This window comes from Comamonas sp. A7-5 (genome assembly GCF_039581385.1).
GTDB lineage: Bacteria > Pseudomonadota > Gammaproteobacteria > Burkholderiales > Burkholderiaceae_C > Comamonas > Comamonas thiooxydans.
Map to the genome: position 1 here is coordinate 307349 of NZ_JBCPWO010000003.1, position 23145 is coordinate 330493.

Here is a 23145-nt window from a genome sequence, read left to right on the forward strand (position 1 = left end):
CCTCGGCTCTTGCCTGCGACTTTGTCTTCAGTTGTTCTTTAGAAGTTTTATAAAAATATAGTCGTAGTAGTAATACTTGGCATCTGCTGTTGATAACTTTAAAAACTCAAGGCAAATCAAGCATCTTGAGTAATGACAAACATGGAGACAAATGACGGTTGCTGCTGTCCTCGATCCATGAACAACTTGGCCTTCTTCCATATTTTTGTGGAAAACATGAAAGTTGATATCTGCTTATCCACAGAAATCCATTTTTCTTTTGATTGGCAATAAATGCTATTTATTCGTTGATATATATACGCTGTTAGCTATTATTTTTATAGTGAACAACTGATGAAGACATGCTTGAGCACATCGGATTTCAAGGGTGTGATGTAGCAAGAACTTCTTGAAGCCGATCTGATCAGCCTCTTTTTTTATTCAGACCATCTCCGATTGCTGTGTACACTTCGGCCAAAGTTGTTATTTCTAGTCTTATCTTTTTACTTAGTAGTAATAGTAAGTAGTCCACTTAATTGTTGATAAGTAATTAAGTTCATTTAAAATCAATAACTTATACTTTTCCAAAGTCTGTGCCCTTACATGGGCTGCCGATGTCATTGATTTGGGAACAACTTTCCAGAATCCAGCCTGGCTGTGGAAAACAGAAAATTTCATTGGCTTTTATCACCATGTTTATTCACAGGCCGTGCAACTGCTGCAAAGCATGAAAAAAGCCACCCGTTGGGCGGCCAGGTCAACCCGGATAGCGCTGCCCCGGGAATTCAGAAGTGGCGTGCGTATCGCAGCTGAAGAAAGTTCTCTCCCGGATTGGGGCGCTTGATGCCTGCATTGGACTGGTGCTCGAAGCGCAGGCTGATCTCGTTTTTCAGTTGCTCGCCAAACAGGTAGCCGATGCCTATATGGCTGGCAAAGTTGTAGCGGGTCGAAAATTCCTTGTGATCGGTGATGAAGCGGTGGTTGATGGCATAGCTCACGCCCAGGCCGGCTTGCAGGAACCAGGGAGACTGGCCTTGAGAGGGGCGCCAGCGCAATGTGGGTTGTGCTCCCAGAACCCAGGTTGAACGATTGCCGCCCTGATAGTCGGCCGACCAGCGGCTGACAGAGAGATCCCAGTAACCCGTCATCCGGCCCGAGCCAAGGGCGTAGCTCCAGTTCCAGGGGAGGATGACGCCGCCTGTCCAGCTGTCGGTGCTGTGCTCCGCCGAGCCGTATTGCAGATAGAGGCCGGTCGTCGATGCTTGAACAGGCTGTGCATGAAGCATGGGGCTGCCCAGGCTGATCAGCATCGGGATTACGAGATTCGTTGCCAATTGCAGTTTTTTCATGTCAATTGCCATCTAAATGTTTTGAATCTGGTCGCGACATCAATGCTTGGGTCATGCCTGGATTTCGCTCCCTCTGTGGATATGAATTTAGAAGCTTGTGAATAAATGTTCTGTCGGCAAGCGCTTGCGTTGGTAGTCAGCCAATTGACATCGAAATGAAAAAAGCCCCCGGTCATGACGACCGGGGGCTTTTATGGAGAAGGCGATTGAACTCGGCTTACTTTGCCGCAGGGGCTGGAGCTGCGGGACGCTCCTGGCCGGGTTTGCCGCCATGGTGGCCGTGATGGTGCTCACCGCGCTGATGGTGCATGTGCAGGGTGGCCGCATCGAAGGTCTTTTTCTGCTCGGCATTGAGCTGGGCGTAGAAGGCCTTGGTGGCTTCGGCACGGCGGTCCATTTCCGCCATGCGCTTGCCGCGCATTTCACGCATCTTGTCGATGCGCTCGGGCGTGGTCAGCTTGGCAAAGGCTTCGCGGTCGCCGGGGGCAGGGCGTTCACCGGGCTTCATGGCCTGGGTGTAGGTGGTCCAGGCAGTTTGCTGCGCAGGCGTCAGCTTCAGATCGGCCTTGAGTTTTTCCATGCGCTGCTTCATATGCTCCATGCGGTCGCCGCGCTTGTCACCACGCTGATGCTTGTGCGGCTCTGGCGCTTTCTGGGCTGCGGCAGGCTGCTCGGTGGCAGCGGTGGTCTGGGCAAAGCTGGGCAGGCTCAGCGAGGCGAGCAGGGCGGTTGCCACAGCGGCGCTGGTCAATGTCTGGCGAAAGCGGGTCATGTCTGTTTCCTTTTCGGTTGAAGTGGAAGAAGTGGCCGCCTGGTCTTGCTCCTGAATGGGCATTCGGTAGCGGATGACTGAAGTGTGGACCCCCCATGTTTCTGAGACGTGAGGTTTTGCAGCCGCTCTGTAAAGATTTGATAAGTTTGAGTGGCTGCGACTGCGCAACAATGCATGCATGGGCTGCATTGGCGGCCGATTTTTTTCCGCGAGATCCAGCTGCAGGAGCTGGCGACGATTGAAGGTTTAGCAAAGGTTTTTGATGTTCAAGAACATGATTGTTTATCGCATTGCCGAGAGCTGGCAGGGCGATCTGCAGCAGCTCGAAGATGCGCTGCAAAAGACGGTGTTTGAGGAGTGCGGTGCGACCCAGGAGCGTTCCGTGGGCTGGGTGCCGCCGCGCGGCGAGGCCCATGGCCCGCTGGCGGAAAGCGTGGCCGGACAGTGGGTGATGCGCTTCATGAGCGAGTCCAAGATGCTGCCGGCCAGCGTGCTCAACCGCAAGGTCAACGAGAAGGCCGAGCACATCGAAAAGACCGAGGGCCGCAAGCCCGGCAAGAAGGAGAAGAAAGAGCTCAAGGACGAGGCCAAGCTGGACCTGCTGCCCATGGCCTTCACCAAGCAGGGAGCCATGTGGGTCTGGATCGATGCGCAGGCGCGCACGCTGGTGCTCGATACCAGTGCACAAGGCCGTGCCGACGAGATCGTGACGCTGTTGGTCGAAGGCCTGCCGGGCTTTGCGGTGGCGCTGCTGGATACGCAGACCAGTCCGCAGGCCGCCATGGCGCACTGGCTGATAACGCAGGAGCCGCCTGCAGGTTTTTCCATAGACCGCGAGTGCGAGCTCAAGGCCGCCGATGAGTCCAAGGCCGTGGTGCGCTATGCGCGCCACCCGCTCGATATCGACGAGGTGCGCCAGCACATCGAGCATGGCAAGCTGCCGACCAAGCTGGCCATGACCTGGGACGACCGCGTGAGCTTTGTGCTCAGCGAAGGTCTGCAGATCAAGAAGATCGCGTTGCTCGATGCAGTGATGGACGGCAACAGCCAGGACGATGGCGGTTTCGATACCGATGTGGCGATTGCCACGGGCGAGCTCTCGCGCCTGATTCCCGATCTGATCGAAGCACTGGGCGGGGAAGGGCGTACGGGTCTGGGCGACGGCCTGCCTGCATCGCTGTCGTCGGCTCCTGCCGCAGAAACTCTGCCCGTGCGTCTGGCACAGGGGCGGAGTCAGGGGACGGTCACCGGGCCGGCCACGGCGCCCGCCGATACGGCCCCGGAAGAGGCACCGTTTTGACGCTATGGATGATGTAGCTGCTTGCGCTTTTCAATCAAGGATTTCAGTATTCATTGATGCTGAAATCAATCGCTAGCAAGCGCAAGAAGCTATCAAAAAAGGCTTGCCAGATCACTCTGGCAGGCCTTTTTCATGGGCATTTCAGGTTCCCGGAAACGCGGGGATCAGACGCGCTCGAAAATCGCGGCAATACCCTGACCGCCGCCGATGCACATGGTCACCAGCGCGTAGCGGCCGCCAGTGCGCTGCAGCTCGTAGAGCGCCTTGGTGGTGATGATGGCGCCGGTGGCACCCACGGGGTGGCCCAGGGAGATGCCGGAGCCGTTGGGGTTGACCTTGGCAGGGTCCAGAGCGAGCTCCTGAATCACGGCGCAGGCCTGGGCGGCGAAGGCTTCGTTGGCTTCGATCACGTCCATTTGTTCGATCTTCAGACCGGTGCGCGCCAGCACCTTCTGCGTGGCGGGGACCGGGCCGATGCCCATGTATGCGGGCTCGACGCCGGCGTGGGCGTAGCCGACCAGGCGGGCAATGGGCTTGGCGCCGGAAGACTTCAGCGCCTGCTCGCTCATCATCAGCACGGCAGCCGCGCCATCGTTGATGCCGGAGGCGTTGCCGGCGGTGACCGTGCCGCCTTCCTTTTTGAACGCGGGCTTCATGCCGGCCAGGGTGTCCAGCGTGGTGGCGGCGCGTACATGCTCGTCGGTGTCGAACAGCACCACGCCCTTGCGGCTGGCAATTTCCACGGGAACGATCTGCTCCTTGAAGCGGCCGGCCTCGATGGCGGCAGCGGCGCGCTGCTGGCTGATGACGGCCAGCTCGTCCTGCATCACGCGGCTGATCTTGTAGCGCTCGGCCACGTTTTCAGCGGTGATGCCCATATGCATTTTTTGCCAGGGATCGTGCAGGATGCCCAGCATGTAGTCGATGCTCTTGGCATCGCCCATGCGTGCGCCCCAGCGCGCGGACATGTCGAAGTAGGGGCCGCGGCTCATGGATTCGGAGCCGGCGCCAATGGCCACTTCGCAGTCGCCCAGCGCAATCGATTGAGCTGCCGAGACGATGGCCTGCAGGCCAGAGCCGCACAGGCGGTTGACGTTGAAGGCAGGGGTTTCGATGGGGCAGCCGGCGTCCACCGCCGCCACGCGGGACAGGTAGGCGTCGCGCGTGTCGGTGGGGATGACGTTGCCCATCACCACATGACCCACGGTGTCGGCAGCGATGCCGGCACGCGCAATGGCGGCCTTGACCACGGTGGTGGCCAGCTGGGCGTTGGGAACGTCCTTGAGGCTGCCGCCAAAAGTGCCGATGGCCGTGCGCGCGGCGCTGACAACGAAGATGTCTCTGGTGCTCATGGTTTGTCTCCTGCATCGCGTCGGCAATGCTTGTGCTTGAGTGATTTGAAAAGATGAATGAGAGCAACCGCATTCATCGCACAGAGTATTCTGCAGTATTTGCTGCAGTGCAACATGTCTCATTGTTGACGCGGCCCTGCGTGGGCGGCGATGGTTTCACGTGAAACCCATGAGCAGCCTCAGGCCGCAGCCCTGCGCCGGCTTCTCGGAGTTGGAGCCCTGGGTTCGTGATGGGCCGGCGTCAGGTCGGTGTCCGCGCTGGCCAGGTCGTCGAGGATGGGGCAGTCCGGCCTGTCATCGCCATGGCAGCAATGCACCAGAGTCTGCAGCGTGCGCTGCATGGACTGCATGGCGGCGATGCGCTCGGTCAGCGTGGCGATGTGCTTTTGCGCGATGGCCTTGACCTGACTGCTGGCGCGGCCCTGGTCCTGCCACAGGCCGAGCAGGGTGGCGATCTCGTCCATGGAAAAGCCGAGATCGCGCCCGCGGCGGATGAAGCGCAGCGCATGCACATCGGCTTCGGTGTACTGGCGATAGCCGCTGTCTGTACGGTGCACGGGTGGCAGCAGGCCCAGTGACTCGTAGTGACGCACCATGCGCGCAGAAACCCCGGCGCGGCGTGCAGCCTCGCCGATGACGACAGGCCAGTTCTGAGCGTTTTTTTGTGTCGATGGGTGGTTGGGCATGGACGATCCTGAAAAAACGCGCCAGCGGCCTTCTGATGGCTCGCGTGAGGTGCTGGCGCGGTGGCAGAGGCTGCGCTCAGGCTACCTTGTAGCCCTCTTCGGCAATGGCGGCTGCCACGGCCTCGCGGCTGGCGCCGGTTTCGACTTCCACCCGGTTGGCAGCGCGGTCGATCTTGATCTGCGCCTGGGCATCGACGCCCTGGATGGCATTGGTGACGGCGCGTTCGCAGTGGCCGCAGGTCATGCCTTGAACTTCAAAAACTTGTTGCATGGATGGCTCCTTCAGAAAGTGAGTCGACCGGACTGGCGGACTCCATGTCTTGAATGGTCAACCCTAACATCATGGCAAGGTCAAGCCTTTGACAAGACATGAAGCCGGCAGGGTTGATAAGCCGCAAAGACTGCCGATAAGAACTTGTCATATTGCTGATCGCCATGGCTTGGGCATCGCAGTCACGGGTTTTTCTTGGTGTTGGTGACAATCTGAAACAATTTGCAAGTTCTGGCCCGACAATGCCAGTCGTTCAAAGTGGAGAGGGATTCATGAGTCTGTTGGAAATGATGCGGGGCTTCACCATCCGCACGCGCATGCTGGGCGCCATTGGTGTGGTGATGGTGTTGCTGAGTCTGCTGGGGGGCGCCGGGATGTTGGGCATGTTCCGCATCCAGGACATGAGCCAGGAGTTTCTGAGCAACGCCTTTGTCAAATCGGGCCATATGGCGCAGTTGCGCACCGAGCTGGGTGGCATCCGTTCCAGCGAGAAGGACATGGTCATCCAGTACGAAAAGCCCGAAGAGGTGCGCAAGGCCTATCAGCAATGGGTCATGTTCATCGACAAATCCAAGGTGACATTGGGCAAGTTTGTGACCGACCAGAACGCGCAGGACGCACAGCTGACCAAGAGCATCATTGGGCACATCGACGCTTATCGAAAGCTCTTCGAACCTGTTGCGCGCCAGCTTGAAGCCGGTGGCTATGACTCGGCCACCACGGCCAACCGCATGAGCGGCAAGGCTCTGGCCGAAGTCATGGAGGCCGACAAGCTGCTGGCGCAGCTGGACAACTTGCTGCGTGAGCAGGCCAATGCACTGGCCGCAGCCGAGCGCGACGTGGCCGACCAGACACGCTGGATGTTTGTCGCGGCCGTGATCCTGGCGCTGGTGGTGGTGATTCCGCTGACTTTGCTGAACATGCTGTCCATCTGCCGTCCGCTTGAAGTGGCCCGCCAGATGGCACTGACGATTGCCGGCGGCGATCTGTCGCACAGGGCCGAGGTCAGCGGCAAGGATGAGCTGACGGATCTGCAGCGTGCGCTGGACCAGATGCAGCAATCGCTGAGCACCACGGTGGCCCAGGTGCGCGATGCCAGCGGCAATATCGCCACGGCCAGCCAGGAAATTGCCACGGGCAATCAGGATCTGTCGGCCCGCACCGAACAGACTGCCAGCAATCTGCAGGAAACCGTCGCGTCGCTGGCTCAGCTGACGGCCACGGTGCAGCAGACCGCATCGTCTTCGCAGCTGGCCAACCAGCTGGCAGCCTCGGCCTCTTCGACGGCCGTGCAGGGCGGCGAGATCGTCGGCCAGGCCGTCAACAGCATGCAGGAGATTTCGGCCTCCAGCCGCAAGATCGGCGACATCATCGGCCTGATTGATTCCATTGCTTTCCAGACCAATATCCTGGCGCTGAATGCCGCTGTGGAAGCGGCCCGTGCCGGTGAGCAGGGCCGTGGTTTTGCCGTGGTGGCGGCCGAGGTGCGCAGCCTTGCCCAGCGTTCGGCCCAGGCCGCCAACGAGATCAAGTCCTTGATCAACACCAGCGTGCAGACCGTGGACGTGGGCGCGCGCCAGGTGGAGAGCGCAGGCAAGGCCATGCAGGAGACCGTGGACAGCGCACAGCGTGTGGGCGACATCATCGGCGAGATTACGGCGGCGTCCAGCGAGCAGTCGCTGGGCATCAGCCAGGTCAATCAGGCTGTGGGCGATATCGACCGCATGACCCAGCAGAATGCGGCCCTGGTGGAAGAGTCTGCCGCCGCCGCAGAATCGCTGCGCGAGCAGGCGGCGCGACTGGCACAGCTGGTCAGCCAGTTCAAGCTGGCCGGCGGCGCGCTGCATGCAGTCATGCGCAGCCCCAGAGGCGCAGCCCATCCCGGCATGGCACCGGCGGTGCCTGCATCCGCTCAGACTGCTTTGCCTGGTCAGAAGGCGCAATTGCTGGAACATGCCTGAGCCCCGAGCGGCTCATTCCTGAGCGGCTCGTTCCATGAAAAAAGCCCGGTTGCAGTGATGCACCGGGCTTTCGCTTTTTATTCGACAGGCTCCAGCCAAATCAGAGAAAGGGCTGGAGGCTTGATGGATTGAAGTTACTGGCTGGCAACCGAGGGGTAGTCGGTATAACCATCGGCACCGCCCCCGTAGAAACGTTCGCTGTTCCAGGCATTGAGCGGCAGGTCGTCGCGCAGACGGTGCACCAGATCGGGGTTGGAGATATAGGCCTTGCCGAAGGCCACGACATCGGCATAGCCGCTTTCCACGGCGCGCATGGCCAGCTCGCGGTCATAGCCGTTGTTGACCATCCAGGCTCCCTGGCCGCCGGCAGAGCGATAGGACTGCTTGAGTGCCTGATAGTCGAAGGGACGATCCGCCAGCTCGCGCGGGCCGCCGGTTGCGCCTTCGATTACGTGGATATAGGACAGGCTCAGCGGGGCGAGCTGGCGCACCAGATATTCGAACAGTGCCTGCGGGTTTTCGTCCACGATGTCGTTGGCGGGCGTGACCGGCGAGATGCGGATGCCGACCTTGCCGGCACCAACGGCATCGGCCACAGCGCGCACGCATTCCAGCACCAGGCGGGCCCGGTTTTCGATGCTGCCGCCGTAGTCGTCGCTGCGCTGGTTGGTGCCGTTCTTGAGGAATTGATCGAGCAGATAGCCGTTGGCTGCATGCAGCTCCACGCCATCGAAGCCCGCCGACTGTACGGCTTCGCGCGCGGCGGTGGCGAAGCTGTGAACAATGCCCGGCAGCTCCTGCTGCCGGAGTGCGCGCGGTGCCGAGGTGGCGACAAACTGGCCTTGCCCCGTCTGCTTGTCGATCACATAGGTCTTGGAGCGGGCCGTCAGCGCGGAGGGAGCGACCGGGGACTGGCTGTCTGGCTGCAGCACGTTGTGGGAGATGCGACCCACATGCCAGAGCTGGGTGACGATGCGGCCCCCCTTGGCATGCACGGCATCGGTGACTTTTTTCCAGGCCCGCAGTTGTTCTTCGTCATAAAGACCGGGTACATCGGCATAGCCTTGTCCCTGGTGGCTGATGGCCGTGCCTTCGCTGATCAGCAGACCGGCGGAGGCGCGCTGGACGTAGTAGGTTCGCATCAGCGGCGTGGGTATCGCGTCGGGGGCGCGGTTGCGCGTCAGCGGTGCCATGGCAATGCGGTTGGGCAGACGCAGGCTGCCTGCTTCAATCGGTTCGAACAATGAGGTCATGCAGAACTCCAATGAAAAAAGCTCGGTGGGTACCGAGCTCTTAGAACGTGTTTACGATCTCCTCGTGCCGCGACAGTGGCTTTGCGGGATGGGATGCCAGGCGCGATACCGCAGCAATAGCCCGTGCTATTGCGAGGATTCGCAACGCCGCAGACCGCCCGCAAAGACACTGTCCCGAAGGGTTGGAGCGAAATCGGGCGATTTCTATGCGCTGTCTCTTGCTTGCACCCCGGTGCAAGCGGCGAGCCATCGCTTCGAACTCATCCCGATTGCGCTCCAACGCGGCTGCGTAGAGATCGTAAATACGTTCTCAGTGTGCATGGGTGTCGAAAAACTTACTTGAGCAAGCCCTCTGCCTTCATGGCAGCCTGTACTGCGGGACGCGCCAGAATGCGCTCGCGATAAGCCTGAAGGTGCTGGAGTTCAGAGATGTCCAGGCCCACAAATTGGGCCCAGCCTGTGACCGTGAAAAAGTAGGCATCGGCCACGGTGAACTGATCACCCATCAGATAGGACTTGTTGGCGAGCTGCTCGTTGACCCAGCTCAGGCGCTTGAGCAGATTGCCGCGCAACACAGGTTTGAAGTCTTCGGGCGTTGTGGGGCTGAACAAGGGGCTGAAGCCCTTGTGCACCTCGGTGCTGATGAAGTTCAGCCATTCCTGCAGGTGGTAGCGGGCCACAGTGCCGTTGGCCGGCGCGAGGTTCTTTTCGGGGGCCAGATCGGCGAGGTACTGAACAATGGCCGGACCTTCGTGCAAGGTGTCGCCGTTGTCCAGCACCAGAAAGGGCACATAGCCCAGCGGATTGATGCCGTAGTAATCCGTTCCGTCCTGGAGCTTGTGGCTCTTGGTGCTGACCATCACAGTTTCATGCGGCAGGCCTGCTTCATGCAGCACGATGTGCGGAGACATGGAGCAAGCGCCGGGGCTGTAGTAAAGCTTCATGGTGAGTGGCTCTCTATGCAATGAAAAGACAAGCGCCCATGCTAAACCGGTTGCACTTCATATGCATGCGCAGCCGGCAGAAGTCCGGATCGGAGAGGAGATTGCTCAGCCCAGGCGCCCTGCAGCCCACAGCACCTGCTGCAAGAGAGCCTCCATGCCTTGCTGGTTCTGTGTACGCAGCAGATGACCCTGGGCATCGAAAGCCTCTGCCGCATGGCTCACGGCATGGCTGCGCGGTGCAACCCAGCATTCCAGATTCAATAGCAGCGCAGCGAGGTGAGACTGGGCTCTCAAGCCGCCAAGACCGCCAGGCGAGGCACTGGCCATGCCGACGACCTTGTTGCGAAAGGGCAGGACGCCATCAGACCACTGTGCATCGCCCTTGACCGGGCTGGAGGCCCAGTCAATCGCGTTCTTGAGCAGGGCAGGGTAGCTGCCGTTGTACTCGGGGCTGCAGACAATCCAGGCTGCATGGCTGTGCATGGCCTGCTTGAGGCGGATGACGTCGGCAGGCGTTCCCTGGGCTTCGAGGTCGGCGTTGTAGAGCGGGATGTCGTAGTCCGACAATTCCAGCAAGCTGGGCTGTGCGCCCTGTTGTTCCGCGATGGAGGCTGCCACCTTGGCCAGCTTGCGGTTGTACGAGTCCTGGCGGGTACTGCCCGCAAAAATGAGAATTTGCATGCAGTGATTGCAGCACAGAGCGATTGCATTTTTCATGCATAGACGGTGCTATCAGGGCAAACATCTAGGCCGAGGTTCGGGCCGCCATGTTTCACGTGAAACCCCCCTGCCAAGGCATTGTTGCGCCAATGGTGGGAAAATTGCAGGTTCCCCGCAGGGCTGGACATGGCGCGAAAACATGTCCGCCTGCCATGAGAGCCGAGGCATGGTTGCTTCGTGCAGGGGCAAGGGCCGGGCTTGGCCCGGAGCAGAAATATGTTGTACCCACAGGAATTTGACGTGATCGTGGTCGGTGGCGGCCACGCCGGCACCGAGGCTGCGTTGGCCGCTGCACGCATGGGCAGCAAGACATTGCTGCTGACCCACAATATCGAAACCCTGGGGCAGATGAGCTGCAACCCCAGCATCGGCGGCATCGGCAAGGGCCATCTGGTCAAGGAGGTCGATGCCCTGGGCGGTGCCATGGCCCTGGCGACCGACAAGGGCGGTATCCAGTTCCGCATCCTGAACAGCTCCAAGGGCCCGGCCGTACGCGCCACGCGCGCCCAGGCCGACCGCATTCTGTACAAGGCCGCGATTCGCGAGATGCTGGAAAACCAGCCCAATCTCTGGCTCTTCCAGCAGGCCGTGGATGATCTGATGGTGGAGGGCGACCGCGTGGTCGGTGCCGTCACCCAGGTGGGTCTCAAGTTCCGCAGCCGCACCGTGGTGCTGACGGCGGGCACCTTCCTCGATGGCAAGATTCACGTGGGCCTGAACAACTATGCCGCAGGCCGTGCCGGCGATCCTCCGGCCGTGAGCCTGTCGGCACGCCTGAAGGAACTCAAGCTGCCACAGGGGCGCCTGAAGACCGGCACGCCCCCCCGCATCGACGGCCGCAGCATCGATTTCAGCCAGTGCGAGGAACAGCCCGGTGACGGCATGCCTGGCGGCGTGAACGAGGGTGAAGTGCCTGTATTCAGCTTCATGGGCAACCGTGCCATGCATCCCCGGCAGATGCCTTGCTGGATCACGCACACCAATGCGCGCACGCACGAGATCATCCGCAGCGGCTTTGACCGCAGCCCCATGTTCACCGGCAAGATCGAGGGTGTGGGTCCGCGTTACTGCCCCAGTGTGGAAGACAAGATCAACCGTTTTGCGGACAAGGAAAGCCATCAGATCTTTCTGGAGCCCGAAGGCCTGACCACGCACGAGTTCTACCCCAACGGGATCTCCACCAGCCTGCCGTTCGACATTCAGTACGAACTGGTGCGCAGCATGAAGGGTCTGGAGAACGCCCATATCCTGCGTCCCGGCTATGCCATCGAGTACGACTATTTCGATCCCCGCTCGCTCAAGAGCAGTTTCGAGACCAAGCAGATCCAGGGTCTGTTCTTTGCGGGCCAGATCAATGGCACGACCGGCTACGAGGAGGCGGCCGCCCAGGGTCTGTTCGCCGGCCTGAACGCAGCACTGCAGTGCCGTGGCGAAGGCCCCTGGATGCCGCGCCGTGACGAGGCTTATCTGGGCGTGCTGGTCGACGATCTGATCACCAAGGGCGTGACCGAGCCCTATCGCATGTTCACCAGCCGCGCCGAGTTCCGCCTGCAGCTGCGTGAAGACAATGCCGATATGCGCCTGACCGAAGCGGGCCGCCAGATGGGTCTGGTCGACGATGCGCGCTGGGATTCCTTCAGCCGCAAGCGCGATGCTGTTTCACGTGAAACAGAGCGCCTCAAGTCCACCTGGGTGAACCCGCGCGTTGTGGCAGCGGAAGAGTCAGAGCGCGTGCTGGGCAAGGCCATGGAGCGCGAATACAACCTGTTCGACCTGCTGCGTCGTCCCGGTGTGGACTACGACAAGCTCATGGGCATGAGCCAGGGCCGGTATGCATCTGCCGATGTGCAGCCCGAGGCTCTGGGCGAGCTCAGCGCTCCAGTGATCGAGCAGGTGGAGATTGCCGCCAAGTACTCTGGCTATATCGACCGCCAGAAGGATGAAGTCGAACGCGCTGCACATTTCGAGCGCCTGCGTCTGCCGCTGGACTTCGACTACATGCAGGTGGCGGCGCTGTCCTTCGAGGTGCGCCAGAAGCTGCAAAAGCACAGGCCCGAAACCCTGGGTCAGGCCTCGCGTATTTCGGGAGTGACGCCTGCCGCCATCTCGCTGCTCATGGTGCATCTGAAAAAAGGCGGCTTCAAGGGCTTTGCCAATCAGAACGAAGAGGCTTCCGCATGAGCCAGGTTTTGCGTACCCAACTGGAGCAGGGTGTTCAGGCACTGAAGCTGGAACTGGCTCCGGCGCAGATCGATCTGCTGATGTCCTTCATGGATCTGCTGCAGAAATGGAACAAGGTCTACAACCTGACGTCGGTGCGTGATCCCCAGGAGATGCTGACGCATCATCTGCTCGACAGCCTGGCCGCCGTGCCCGCCTTGCTGCGGCATGTGAGCCGCCTGCCGGTGGAAGAGGGCAAGCGCCTGCCTCTGCTGGACGTGGGCTCAGGCGGTGGTCTGCCCGGTGTGGTGTTTGCCATCTGCTGCCCGCAGATCGATGTGAACTGCGTGGATACCGTGGGCAAGAAGGCTGCTTTCATCCAGCAGGTGGCTGCAGCCTTGCGCCTGCCCAATCTGCGCGGCATTCATGATCGGGTGGAAAACCTCAAGACCCGGTATCCGGTCATCAGCTGCCGCGCCTTTGCGTCCTTGGTGGACTTTACCACCTGGTCGCGCAAGGCTCTGGCCGAGGACGGCATCTGGTTTGCCATGAAGGGCAAGCACCCTGATGAGGAAATTGCTGCGCTGCCTGCCGATGTGAAGGTGTTTCACGTGGAACCATTACAGGTTCCCGGCCTGGATGCCGAGCGCTGCGTGATCTGGTTGAAACTGGCTTCTTGAGCGGTAAAGCTTGGTCGGGCACTTTGTTTCCAAGGGGAGCAAAGTGCCTTTTTACATACTGTGTCAGGCAACATCTGTGCAATGCAGATGCGTCGGTCACGGCCCTCGCATAAACTTGCTGTTTTCCATCGCGCAGGGTTTGAATGTTTGGCATCTCTGATTACGGCGCTTTTGCAGCCGCCGTTACCGTCTTCTTGCTGATCCCTGGACCAGGCAATCTGGCCTTGATTACCTCCACGGGCAAGGGCGGATGGAGAGCCGGCGTCGCCTGCTGTCTGGGTGTGATGGCTGCCGACCAGGTGCTGATGTGGCTGGCTGTAGCCGGCGTGGCTGCGGTGCTGGCAGCCTATCCGGCAGCCTTCCATGCGGTGCAATGGGTGGGGGCGACCTATCTGGCCTGGCTGGGCTACAAGCTGCTCACGGCCAAGCCTGGCGATGCGCCGGCCATTGAGATCCAGCCGCGCCAGTATTTCCGCCAGGGTGCTTTGATCACCCTGATGAACCCCAAGGCCATCGTGTTCTACATGGCCTTCTTTCCCATGTTCGTGGACCCGGCCCGGCATCAGGGCGTCATCACCTTTGGCGTGATGGCAGCCACGGTGGCAGCAATTACCTTTATCTACAGCGTCATCGTGGTGATGCTGACCACGGTGCTGGCAGAGCGCTTGCGTGCCAACCCGGCCGTGGTGAAGTGGCTGGAAAAAACAGCCGGTGTGTTTTTGATCGGTTTTGGCCTCAAGCTGGCCGCCAACTAAAAGAGAAGTTCAATGGCCAAAATTTTCTGCGTTGCCAATCAAAAGGGTGGAGTGGGCAAGACCACGACCACGGTCAATCTTGCAGCCGGTCTGGCCAAGGTCGGCCAGCGTGTGTTGCTGATCGACCTGGACCCCCAGGGCAATGCCACCATGGGCTCCGGCGTGGACAAGCGCGCGCTGGAGTTGACGGTCTACGACGTGCTGCTGGAAAACGCCAGCGTCAAGGAAGTGGCCCAGAAGTCCGAGCAAGTCGGCTATGACGTGCTGGGCGCCAACCGCGAGCTGTCGGGAGCCGAGATCGAGCTGGTCTCGCTGGAGCGCCGCAACGAGCGCCTCAAGACCGCTCTGCAGGCCGTGGCCGCCGATTACGACTTTGTGCTGATCGACTGCCCGCCTTCGCTGTCCATGCTGACATTGAACGGTCTGTGCTCGGCCCATGGCGTGATCGTTCCCATGCAGTGCGAGTACTTTGCACTGGAAGGCCTGACCGATCTGGTCAACACCATCAAGCAGGTGCATGCCAATATGAACCCCGACCTGCAGATCATCGGTCTGCTGCGCGTGATGTTCGATCCGCGCACCACGCTGCAGCAGCAGGTCAGCGACCAGCTCAAGGAGCATTTCGGCGACAAGGTGTTCGATACCGTGATTCCGCGCAATGTGCGCCTGGCCGAAGCCCCCAGCTACGGCCTACCCGGCGTGGTGTTCGATGCCTCGGCCAAGGGCAGCAAGGCCTTTGTCGAGTTCGCCGAAGAGATGGTGCGCCGCATCAAGAAAATGTGAGTGTTTCACGTGAAACAGCTCCCAGCCTCCCATCCAGCCATCGTCAACCGTCATGACCTCTGAAGCACTGAACCCGCAGCATGTCTGGCTGCTGCCCGGCTGGCAGAACTCCGATCCCGGCCATTGGCAGAGTCTGTGGCAGGACCGGTATGGCTACCAGCGGCTGGAGCAGCACAGCTGGCAGCATCCGCTGCGCGGCGACTGGAGCATTCGCCTGCAGGAAACCGTGCTCGACGCTCCGGCTCCCGTCACCCTGGTGGCGCACAGCCTGGGCTGCGTGCTGGTGTCCTGGTGGGCGGCACATTCTCAGGTTGCCAGGAGCAAGGTGCGTGGTGCGTTGCTGGTGGCACCCGGCGACACCGAGCAGGAGAGTCTGCGCGGCGTTCTGCCGGGCTGGTCGCCCGTGCTGCTGCAAAAGCTGCCCTTCCCGTCGATACTGGTGGGCAGCGAGAACGACTCCAATTGCTCTGTAGCGCGCGCGCAGGCCATGGCACAGGGCTGGGGCAGCCGTTTTGTGAATGCGGGCGCCGCAGGCCATATCAACACGGCCAGCGGACTGGGACTGTGGGAAGCCGGGCATGAGCTGCTGCTCTCCCTTTAAAGAAAGAATTCAGCAATGGTGACTAAGAAACCCAAGGGCCTGGGACGAGGTCTGGAAGCCCTGCTGGGCCCCAAGGTCAGTGAAGCAGAGCAGGCCGCTGCGAGCGGGCAGCAGGCCAATCTGCCGAGCAGCCTGGCGCTCAATGTGATGGTGGCCGGCCAGTACCAGCCGCGCACCCGCATGGACGAAGGTGCCTTGTATGAGCTGGCCGAGAGCATCAAGGCGCAGGGCATCATGCAGCCGATTCTGGTGCGCCAGCTCTCCAGGGGCGACAACGCCGGCAAGTACGAAATCATTGCCGGCGAGCGGCGCTTCCGTGCCGCGCATATCGCGGGTCTGTCCGAGGTACCGGTGCTGGTGCGCGAAGTGCCCGACGAGGCCGCTGCGGCCATGGCGCTGATCGAGAACATTCAGCGCGAAGACCTGAATCCGCTCGAAGAGGCGCAGGGGCTGGCCCGCCTGGTCAAGGAGTTCGGCCTGACCCACGAGCAGACCGCGCAGGCCGTGGGCCGCTCGCGCAGCGCCGCCACCAATCTGCTGCGTCTGCTGAATCTGGCCGAGCCCGTGCAGACCATGCTGATGGCCGGCGATATCGACATGGGCCATGCACGGGCGCTGCTGACGCTGGACCGAGCCACCCAGATCACGGCAGGCAACCAGATCGCGGCCAAGAAGATGTCGGTGCGCGAGGCCGAGTCGCTGGTCAAGAAAATCGGTGCCGAGTTCAATTTGACGCGCCAGAAAGCCAAGAAGGATGGCAAGTCGCGCGACGTGAAACGCATCGAGGAAGAGCTGTCCGACCTGCTCACCGCCGATGTCGAGGTGCGCATCAAGAAGACCGTGCGTCGCCACGGCAAGCAGCAGGAAATGGGCGAGATCGCCATCCAGTTCGGCTCGCTGGAGGAGCTCAACGGCATCATCGAAAAGCTGCGTGGCGAAGTCTGAGTGCCTTACCACGCCAAGGCTGATTCTGCGGCAATGGACGCCGCAGGATCTGCCGGAGTTTGCCGCGCTCAATGCGGACACGCAAGTCATGCGCTACTTCCCCAACGTGCTGGACAGACAGGCCAGCGATGCCCTGGCCGCCAAGGCCGAGGCTCTGATTGCCGAGCGTGGCTGGGGATTCTGGGTTGCGCAAGATAGAGCCACCGGGCACTTGGCAGGAATGATTGGCTTGCACACTCCCGCAGCAGAGCTACCGTTTTCACCCTGCGTGGAAGTGGGCTGGCGGCTGGCCCGGCCATACTGGGGCAAAGGTCTGGCGACAGAGGGCGCAAGAGCCGCGCTGGATTTTGCGTGGAATGAGCTGCAGCTGGATGAAGTTGTGGCGTTCACGGCGGTGCCGAACAAACCCTCACAGGCCGTAATGCAGCGCCTGGGAATGCAGCCCGATGCGCAGACATTCATGCACCCTGATCTGCCATCCGGCCACGCGCTTGCTGAGCACTGTCTCTACCGTATTCGCCGCAGCTGATGCTGCAAAAAAGGGCATCCATCTGGATGCCCTTTTTTGATTCCGGAGCGGTGTTCTAACTGCGGTAGCCGGGGTCGATTCTGTCGAGCTTGCGCAGCAGGGCGGGCCAGGCAAACTGGCCGCCCATGCCGCCGGTCTGTACCTTCATGGCATGGGCGATGCCTTGCAGAATCTGCGGGTCGACCTCGGTGAGTTCGGCGCCGCCGGATTGGGCAGAGATCTGGATCTGGCAGGCGGACTCGAAGACGTACATGGACAGAAAGGCGTCGGCAATCGTGGGGCCGCAGGTCAGCAGACCGTGGTTGCGCAGCATGAGGAAGTTGGCCTCGCCCATGTCGGCCAGCAGGCGCGGCTTCTCGTCCTCGCGAAAGGCCACGCCTTCGTAGACGTGATAGGCCAGGGACCCCAGGACAAACGTGCTTTGCTGGCTGATGGGCAGCAGACCTTGCTTCTGGGCCGCAACGGCCACGCCGGCACGCGTGTGGGTGTGGATCACGCATTGCGCATCGGCGCGAGCCTCGTGCACGGCGCTGTGGATGACGAAGCCGGCCGGGTTCACGGGGAAGGGCGAGTCCATGAGCTTGTTGCAGCCCAGGTCCACCTTGATCAGCGAGGAGGCCGTGATCTCGTCGAACATCAGCCCGTAGGGGTTGATGAGGAAGTGATGCCCGGGGCCCGGCAGCCGTGCGCTGATGTGGGTGAAGACCAGATCGCTCCAGCCGTACAGCGCCACCAGCCGGTAGCAGGCGGCCAGATCCACGCGCAGCTGCCACTCTTCGGGGCTGACCAGATGCTGCACGCTGGGGATGTTCAAGGGCTCTTGGCTCACGGGCGACTCTCCTTCATCGTTGATGAGATGAATGTAGAGACTCGCGCGCCAGCGGTCTGTTGGCTAGGCGACAGAAGTTTGGAAATACGGATTACGCCAATTCAGATCAGGCAGGGTGTGCTCTCGATGGAAATGACGGCTGTGTCTTCCTGTTCGCGTAAGTAGCTGGAAATAAAAAAGGAGCTTGCAGCGCAAGCTCCTTTTGATTTTCAGATCTCTTCTGTACGAAAACTGAAGCAGATCAAGCGAAAGCAGCTATCAAAACCGCTTACTTGATCTGGCCGCGCGACAGGTCCTGGATCATGCGGGCGGCTAGATACAGGCGCGGTGCGATGGTGTTGATCTGCACGTATTCGGCATCGTTGGAATGCGCGCCATAGCCCGACAGGCCGAAGCCCTCGATCACGCCGCCCTTGGCCTTGAGGGCCGCGAAAGCCGCATCCGTGCCGCCACCCGTGGCCTTGTCCATGACCTTCATGGGCAGCTTCAGTTCCTGCTCATAAATGCCCTGGGCATGGGCGGCCAGCTTGCGTGCCGTGGCATTGGCTTCCAGCGGTGGGCGGCGCACTTCGAATTTCAGTTCCACCTTGCTGGCGGGGAGCAGCTTGTTGCCGATCTTGTCCTGCATGGCTTTTTCCAGCGCCGTGAAGTCGGCCACGCGCAGCGCGCGGGCATCGGCCTGGGCCGTGGCTTCGGCGGGAACCACATTGCGGTTGGTGCCGGCCTTGGACACCGTCCAGTTGAGCTTGAGGCCGTCCTGGGGCTGGGACAGATCCTTCATCTGCAGCAACTGATGCGACATCTCGTACAGCGCATTCACGCCGTCTTCGGGCTTGGCGCCCGCATGAGATGCCTTGCCCGTGACCTTGAGGTAGGCGGCGCCGATGCCGCTGGTGGCCAGGCGCAGGCTGCCGTCGGTGCCGCCGCCTTCAAAGCTGAACACGGCGTCCTGCTCGGCCCCCAGGCGGGTGATGGTGCTGCGTGCTCCGGGCGAGCTGATTTCCTCGTCGCCGTTGATCAGCACCGTGAGCGTACCGTAGTCCTCGATGCCCAGCTTCTTGAGCAGGGGCACGATATGCATGATCAGGGCCACACCCTGCTTGTCGTCGGCAATGCCCAGGCCATAGGCCTTGTCGCCGTCGATGCGAAAGGGCTGGTCCTTGAGCATGCCGGGCAGATAGACGGTGTCCATATGCGCAATCAGCATGATGCGGCTGCTGCCCTTGCCCTTGAATTCGGCATGCACCATGGGGCCGACTTTTTCGGGCGTGTCATCGAGGCGGTAGATGTCGCTGGGCTCGATCACCTCGACCTTGCCGCCCTGCGCGCGCAGCTTGCCGGCGATGTACTCGGCGATCTTCTTCACGCCCGCCACATCCTTGCTGCCGGACTCGATGTGCACCAGATCGCGCAGCGTATCCAGATAGGGCTGCTGCTCCTTTTTCGCATGCTCCAGCCATTCGGCCTGAGGGGCAGCCTGGGCAGAGCCGAAGGACAGCACCAGGGCCAGGGGCAGGGCGCGCAGCAAAGGGGCAGAGGGCGTGTTCCAACGCATAGAAATTCTCCTTGGGGGGCGGGCCGCTCCCGGATAGGGCCGCGGCAGGAAAGCGGCGTGATGCGCCGCTGAGGGAATTCAGCTTAGCAGCCGTGTTTGCGGCCTCCGGGCTGCCGACCTAGGGATAAATACCAGGGTAACTTGATCTCTTGCGCCGACAAAAAAGCCCTGCAGCTTGCGCGGGCAGGGCTTGGTGGGTTGCGCCGGTTGCTCAGGCCGCCGCCAGATGGGCCTTGGTCTTCTTGCTCACACCGTCGCCGACAATGACGGCCGAGACCACAGACAGTACGAGCGCAATTGCCGAGCCATAGAACACTGCGTTGGTCATCTGGTGGTCCAGCATGTAGCCGAAGACCGGCGCCGCCAGGCAAAAGCCCAGATCCAGCCCGGAATACACCGTGCCGTAGACGCGGCCCGTGGCGCCGGGGGGCGCTGCGCGCTTGATCAGCATGTCGCGCGAGGGGCCGGCCAGGCCCGTGCCCAGACCGGCGACTGAGGCCACGACCACCGCCACCATGCCGGGCAGCCAGCCCGTTCCGACGACAAACAGCAAGAGGCCCGAGCCCAGCATGCAGATGGAGATCACCTTTTCCAGCCGCTGCACGCGGCCGACCAGAAAGCCGCCCACGACCATGCCGGCAGCGCCGCACAGCATATAGCCGGTGACGATCAGCGCCGTCACGGAAAGCGGCAGGCCGTACATGGATTGCAGGGCCGGGCTGGCAAAGCTCTGAATGGCACTGAGCGCGCAGGTGCTCCAGAAAAAGAAGGAAAAGCACAGCCACACCGATGGCAGCTTCATGAAGGCCATGGGGTGTTCCTGAGGTGCGGCAATGGCTCCGGCGGCCGGCTTGGCGGCAGCTCCGGCGGATTCGGCGCGATCATCGAGCGCGTCGCGGTTGAAGACCATGATGGCCAGCACCACGGCTGCGCAGAGGGCTCCGCCCAGGCAGGCCAGGCGCCAGGAGCCCGTGGCCGTGGTGATGCCCGCCATGAACAGCGGCGCCAGCGCCCAGCCTAGATTGCCGGACAGGCCATGTACCGAGAATGCATGGCCTATGCGCTGCTGCGACACGCGCTTGTTGAGGATGGTGAAGTCCACGGGGTGGAAGGGCGCATTGCCCAGGCCCGCAAAAAAGGAGGCAGCCAGCAGCATGCTGTAGCCTTGGGCCGTGCTGGCAATCAGGCCAGCCACCACAAAGCTGCCGAGGGCGGCAAACAGAATCGGGCGTGCGCCAAAGCGGTCCACCGCAAAGCCGGCCAGTGCCTGGCCGGTGCCGGAAACAATGAAGAACAGCGAGACCATGACGCTGAGCTCGGCATAGCTGTAGCCGAAGTCCTTGATCAGCCAGGGAAACAACGGCGGCAGCAGCAGATGGAAGAAATGCGACGAGCCATGGGCCAGACCGATGAGGCTGATGGTGCGCGCGTCACTGCGCAGTGTCTCTGGCGCCTGGTTTTGAGGTGTTGTGGAGGCAGGGCGGTTCATATGTCGCATCTTAGGCAGACTGCTCGCGTCTTGTATGCGATAGTCTGCCAATTGCTATCGCAAGCCAGCCAACCATCATGTCCAGCCTCCACGACCCCGAGCCCCTGCGCGCAGGCAAGGCCAGCGCCTATGTGGAGACGCTGACACCCCATCTCTACATACCCACGGCACAGCGTCCGGTGCGTGCCAAATGCCGCTGGCTGGAGGCCGACACCCAGGTCAAGCCGCACCGTCATCCCTGGGGGCAGCTGGCCATCTCCACCACGGGCACCATACGCCTGACGGTAGCGCAGGGCACCTATATCGTGCCGCCCTCGCGCGTGCTGTGGGTGCCGCCGGGCATGGAGCATGCCGTGACCATGGTGGAAAGCGCCGATTTGCGCACCTTGTACTTCTTTCAGACCCAGGGGCGTTGCGGCCCCGATGTGGCCCCCGGCGAAGAGGCGGCCTGGCGCCAGTGCCGGGTGCTCAATGCCTCGGATCTGCTGCGCGCCGTGGTGCGCGAGCTGCCCACGCTGCCCGATGACAGCCAGCAGCTGTGCGAGCAGGACAGGGCACGCGAGCACCATCTGAGCCAGCTGCTGCTCGACGAGCTGCGCCGTGCCAGTGCCGTGCAGCTGGGCGTGAACCTGCCCCAGGACAAGCGCTTGCGCCAGCTCTGCGAGGCCGTGCTGGCCGATCCCACGCGCAACGAGACGCTGGAGGACTGGGCGCGCGATACCGGGGCCAGTCCGCGCACGGTGGCGCGACTGTTTCGCCAGCAACTGGAATGCAGTTTTACCCAGTGGCGCCAGCAGGTGGTGCTGGCCCATGCCGTCAGCCTGGCAGCGCGCAACTGGCCGATTCAGCGCATTGCGGCCGAGCTGGACTACAGTCCCAGCGCCTTCAGCGCCATGGTGCGCCGCACGGTGGGTATGCCTCCGGCACAATTTTTCGGCATGCATGCGCAAAATGTATAGCTGCTAGCGCTTTGTGCAAAAGGGTTTGAGGCTGTTTTTGTTATTTTGAGGGGCGGAGCCTCAAACAATATTTGCAGCGGCATGGAATGAAAGCTGCAAACCTGCGCTCTTTAGCACCATGATCTTCTCCGCCGAGTCGCGCTACAACCAGTGGGTGCGCGAGCACTACCGCTTTTTGCTGCGCAGCGCCTGGGCGCTGACGGGCTCTCGCGCCATGGCCGAGGATGTGGTGCAGGATTGCTTCACCAGCGCCTGGCGCTTTCGCCACCAACTGCGCGACCAGAGCATGGCCAGGGCCTGGCTGTTCCAGATCATGCGCCGCCATGCCTTCAGGCACTTCGATCCTGTGCAATCGCAGACCGAGTCTCTGGATGAAGCCTGCGAGCAGGGCGTGAATCATCACGATGCACTCGATGCGCAACTGGACGTGGTCAAGGCGCTGAGCCGCATTGCCCCCATCCATCGTGAAGTGCTGGTGCTTTACTACTTTGACGACATGCCCACGGCCCAGATGGCCGAGGCGCTGGATATTGCACCGGGCACCGTGCTCTCTCGCCTGGCGCGGGCACGTGAAGCGCTCAAGACGGCACTGCAGGAACCGGCGCGCCATCCCGCCGGTGCCGCCACTGAATCTTCCGCAGCTGCCAGCGTGATACCGCTGAGAAAGCGCGCACCATGAAACACCAAGACCGCCCCGAAGACACCGATTTCGACCTGCGTGCCCGTGCCGAGCTGGCGCTGGCTTTCGAGCCCGGCGAGCCGCCGGCCTATTTGCTGCGCCACACGCCATGGCATGCCCGTCGTGGCCTGCAGGTGCTTTGTGCCGCAGTGATCGTCGGCAGCGTCGCTGCGGGCAGCGTGCTGAGCCTGCGCCCGCCGCAGATGGTGCGCTCGGCCATCGAGCATGAGTATTACGAGCGCACGCTGCGTGGTCAGTTCATCCCGGAGGCCGAGATTGCCAGGCATATGGACTGGCCTGTCGACCAGAAGCTGCCTGGCTATACCCAGCTCATGCGGCCCTGCGACATCGATGGCAGTCGCGCCTATCACCTGACCACTTTCTTTGAAAAAGGCGGCATCGTTACCGTGCTGGCCTTCGAGCAGCCCCAGCGGATGGCCGACGGCCAGGGCTGGTGGGCCAACAGCTACTGGAAGGTGGTGCGTTCGAGAGAAGGCCGCCCGCTCGTGCTGATCGCACAGAAGAAACAGGCCCTGGCCGTGGCATCACGCGCTCTGGGGGCCCCTGAGAAAGCCGATGGCTGAAGCGGATTTT

General features: G+C 61.5%; 23 protein-coding genes. 12 read left to right on the plus strand and 11 right to left on the minus strand.

The window, feature by feature from the left end; translation table 11 throughout:
- Positions 1-764: 764 nt before the first annotated feature.
- The gene (locus AAIL67_RS06915; protein WP_034351557.1) at positions 765-1328 is read right to left on the minus strand and encodes an acyloxyacyl hydrolase; all 564 of its coding nucleotides are present in this window, start codon (positions 1326-1328) and stop codon (positions 765-767) included.
- A 217-nt stretch (positions 1329-1545) separates the two neighbouring features.
- Complete coding sequence (locus AAIL67_RS06920) at positions 1546-2100, minus strand: Spy/CpxP family protein refolding chaperone (RefSeq protein WP_343483651.1); 555 nt, start codon at positions 2098-2100, stop codon at positions 1546-1548.
- A gap of 262 nt (positions 2101-2362) precedes the next feature.
- Between AAIL67_RS06920 and AAIL67_RS06925 the strand changes: the two genes are divergently transcribed.
- Entirely contained in the window at positions 2363-3400 is a 1038-nt protein-coding gene (locus tag AAIL67_RS06925) for a recombination-associated protein RdgC (protein ID WP_034351145.1), read from the plus strand.
- 164 nt (positions 3401-3564) lie between these two features.
- Here the strand turns inward: AAIL67_RS06925 and AAIL67_RS06930 are convergent, their stop codons facing one another.
- From AAIL67_RS06930 to AAIL67_RS06940, 3 genes are all read right to left on the minus strand, one after another.
- The gene (locus AAIL67_RS06930) at positions 3565-4752 is read right to left on the minus strand and encodes an acetyl-CoA C-acyltransferase family protein (RefSeq protein WP_003072098.1); all 1188 of its coding nucleotides are present in this window, start codon (positions 4750-4752) and stop codon (positions 3565-3567) included.
- A gap of 179 nt (positions 4753-4931) precedes the next feature.
- Positions 4932-5438, minus strand: a complete 507-nt coding sequence (gene cueR / locus AAIL67_RS06935; protein ID WP_063662540.1) for a Cu(I)-responsive transcriptional regulator — start codon at positions 5436-5438, stop codon at positions 4932-4934.
- A 76-nt stretch (positions 5439-5514) separates the two neighbouring features.
- Positions 5515-5709, minus strand: a complete 195-nt coding sequence (locus AAIL67_RS06940) for a heavy-metal-associated domain-containing protein (RefSeq protein ID WP_012836553.1) — start codon at positions 5707-5709, stop codon at positions 5515-5517.
- A 272-nt stretch (positions 5710-5981) separates the two neighbouring features.
- Here AAIL67_RS06940 and AAIL67_RS06945 point away from each other — a divergent pair, with 272 nt between their 5' ends.
- On the plus strand, positions 5982-7670 hold the full coding sequence (locus AAIL67_RS06945) for a methyl-accepting chemotaxis protein (protein ID WP_256629363.1): 1689 nt from the start codon (positions 5982-5984) through the stop codon (positions 7668-7670).
- A 134-nt stretch (positions 7671-7804) separates the two neighbouring features.
- Here the strand turns inward: AAIL67_RS06945 and AAIL67_RS06950 are convergent, their stop codons facing one another.
- From AAIL67_RS06950 to AAIL67_RS06960, 3 genes are all read right to left on the minus strand, one after another.
- Positions 7805-8923: an alkene reductase gene (locus AAIL67_RS06950; protein WP_343483652.1), complete on the minus strand. Its 1119-nt coding sequence runs from the start codon at positions 8921-8923 to the stop codon at positions 7805-7807.
- Between the two features lie 335 nt (positions 8924-9258).
- The gene (gene gstA / locus AAIL67_RS06955) at positions 9259-9867 is read right to left on the minus strand and encodes a glutathione transferase GstA (RefSeq protein ID WP_063662546.1); all 609 of its coding nucleotides are present in this window, start codon (positions 9865-9867) and stop codon (positions 9259-9261) included.
- A 105-nt stretch (positions 9868-9972) separates the two neighbouring features.
- Positions 9973-10548 carry an NAD(P)H-dependent oxidoreductase gene (locus tag AAIL67_RS06960; protein ID WP_063662548.1) on the minus strand — a complete coding sequence of 192 codons (576 nt, stop codon included), beginning with the start codon at positions 10546-10548 and terminating at the stop codon, positions 9973-9975.
- Positions 10549-10803: 255 nt separating this feature from the next.
- Between AAIL67_RS06960 and mnmG the strand changes: the two genes are divergently transcribed.
- From mnmG to AAIL67_RS06995, 7 genes are all read left to right on the plus strand, one after another.
- Positions 10804-12768 (plus strand): tRNA uridine-5-carboxymethylaminomethyl(34) synthesis enzyme MnmG, encoded by a 1965-nt coding sequence (mnmG, locus tag AAIL67_RS06965; RefSeq protein ID WP_343483653.1) that lies wholly within the window; start codon positions 10804-10806, stop codon positions 12766-12768.
- Complete coding sequence (gene rsmG, locus AAIL67_RS06970) at positions 12765-13427, plus strand: 16S rRNA (guanine(527)-N(7))-methyltransferase RsmG (protein WP_343483654.1); 663 nt, start codon at positions 12765-12767, stop codon at positions 13425-13427. The genes mnmG and rsmG overlap by 4 nt, the downstream gene beginning before the upstream one ends.
- Positions 13428-13570: 143 nt before the next feature.
- Positions 13571-14182, plus strand: coding sequence for a LysE family translocator (locus tag AAIL67_RS06975; RefSeq protein ID WP_343483655.1), 612 nt, complete (start codon positions 13571-13573; stop codon positions 14180-14182).
- Between the two features lie 12 nt (positions 14183-14194).
- Entirely contained in the window at positions 14195-14965 is a 771-nt protein-coding gene (locus AAIL67_RS06980) for an AAA family ATPase (RefSeq protein ID WP_003059963.1), read from the plus strand.
- Positions 14966-15017: 52 nt separating this feature from the next.
- Positions 15018-15566 (plus strand): alpha/beta hydrolase, encoded by a 549-nt coding sequence (locus AAIL67_RS06985; protein ID WP_343483656.1) that lies wholly within the window; start codon positions 15018-15020, stop codon positions 15564-15566.
- Between the two features lie 15 nt (positions 15567-15581).
- Positions 15582-16511 (plus strand): ParB/RepB/Spo0J family partition protein, encoded by a 930-nt coding sequence (locus AAIL67_RS06990; RefSeq protein ID WP_003065276.1) that lies wholly within the window; start codon positions 15582-15584, stop codon positions 16509-16511.
- On the plus strand, positions 16498-17040 hold the full coding sequence (locus AAIL67_RS06995) for a GNAT family N-acetyltransferase (RefSeq protein WP_034351171.1): 543 nt from the start codon (positions 16498-16500) through the stop codon (positions 17038-17040). Before AAIL67_RS06990 ends, AAIL67_RS06995 begins: the two co-directional genes overlap by 14 nt.
- Before the next feature lie 55 nt (positions 17041-17095).
- Here the strand turns inward: AAIL67_RS06995 and AAIL67_RS07000 are convergent, their stop codons facing one another.
- From AAIL67_RS07000 to AAIL67_RS07010, 3 genes are all read right to left on the minus strand, one after another.
- Complete coding sequence (locus AAIL67_RS07000; protein WP_034351173.1) at positions 17096-17869, minus strand: class II aldolase/adducin family protein; 774 nt, start codon at positions 17867-17869, stop codon at positions 17096-17098.
- Positions 17870-18137: 268 nt separating this feature from the next.
- The gene (locus AAIL67_RS07005; RefSeq protein ID WP_059440067.1) at positions 18138-19424 is read right to left on the minus strand and encodes a M20/M25/M40 family metallo-hydrolase; all 1287 of its coding nucleotides are present in this window, start codon (positions 19422-19424) and stop codon (positions 18138-18140) included.
- Between the two features lie 211 nt (positions 19425-19635).
- Positions 19636-20913, minus strand: coding sequence for an MFS transporter (locus AAIL67_RS07010; protein ID WP_034406662.1), 1278 nt, complete (start codon positions 20911-20913; stop codon positions 19636-19638).
- A gap of 77 nt (positions 20914-20990) precedes the next feature.
- Here AAIL67_RS07010 and AAIL67_RS07015 point away from each other — a divergent pair, with 77 nt between their 5' ends.
- From AAIL67_RS07015 to AAIL67_RS07025, 3 genes are all read left to right on the plus strand, one after another.
- On the plus strand, positions 20991-21872 hold the full coding sequence (locus AAIL67_RS07015) for a helix-turn-helix transcriptional regulator (RefSeq protein WP_059440069.1): 882 nt from the start codon (positions 20991-20993) through the stop codon (positions 21870-21872).
- 118 nt (positions 21873-21990) lie between these two features.
- Entirely contained in the window at positions 21991-22551 is a 561-nt protein-coding gene (locus tag AAIL67_RS07020; RefSeq protein WP_034406665.1) for a sigma-70 family RNA polymerase sigma factor, read from the plus strand.
- Entirely contained in the window at positions 22548-23135 is a 588-nt protein-coding gene (locus tag AAIL67_RS07025) for a hypothetical protein (RefSeq protein ID WP_343483657.1), read from the plus strand. The genes AAIL67_RS07020 and AAIL67_RS07025 overlap by 4 nt, the downstream gene beginning before the upstream one ends.
- The last annotated feature ends 10 nt before the right edge of the window (positions 23136-23145 follow it).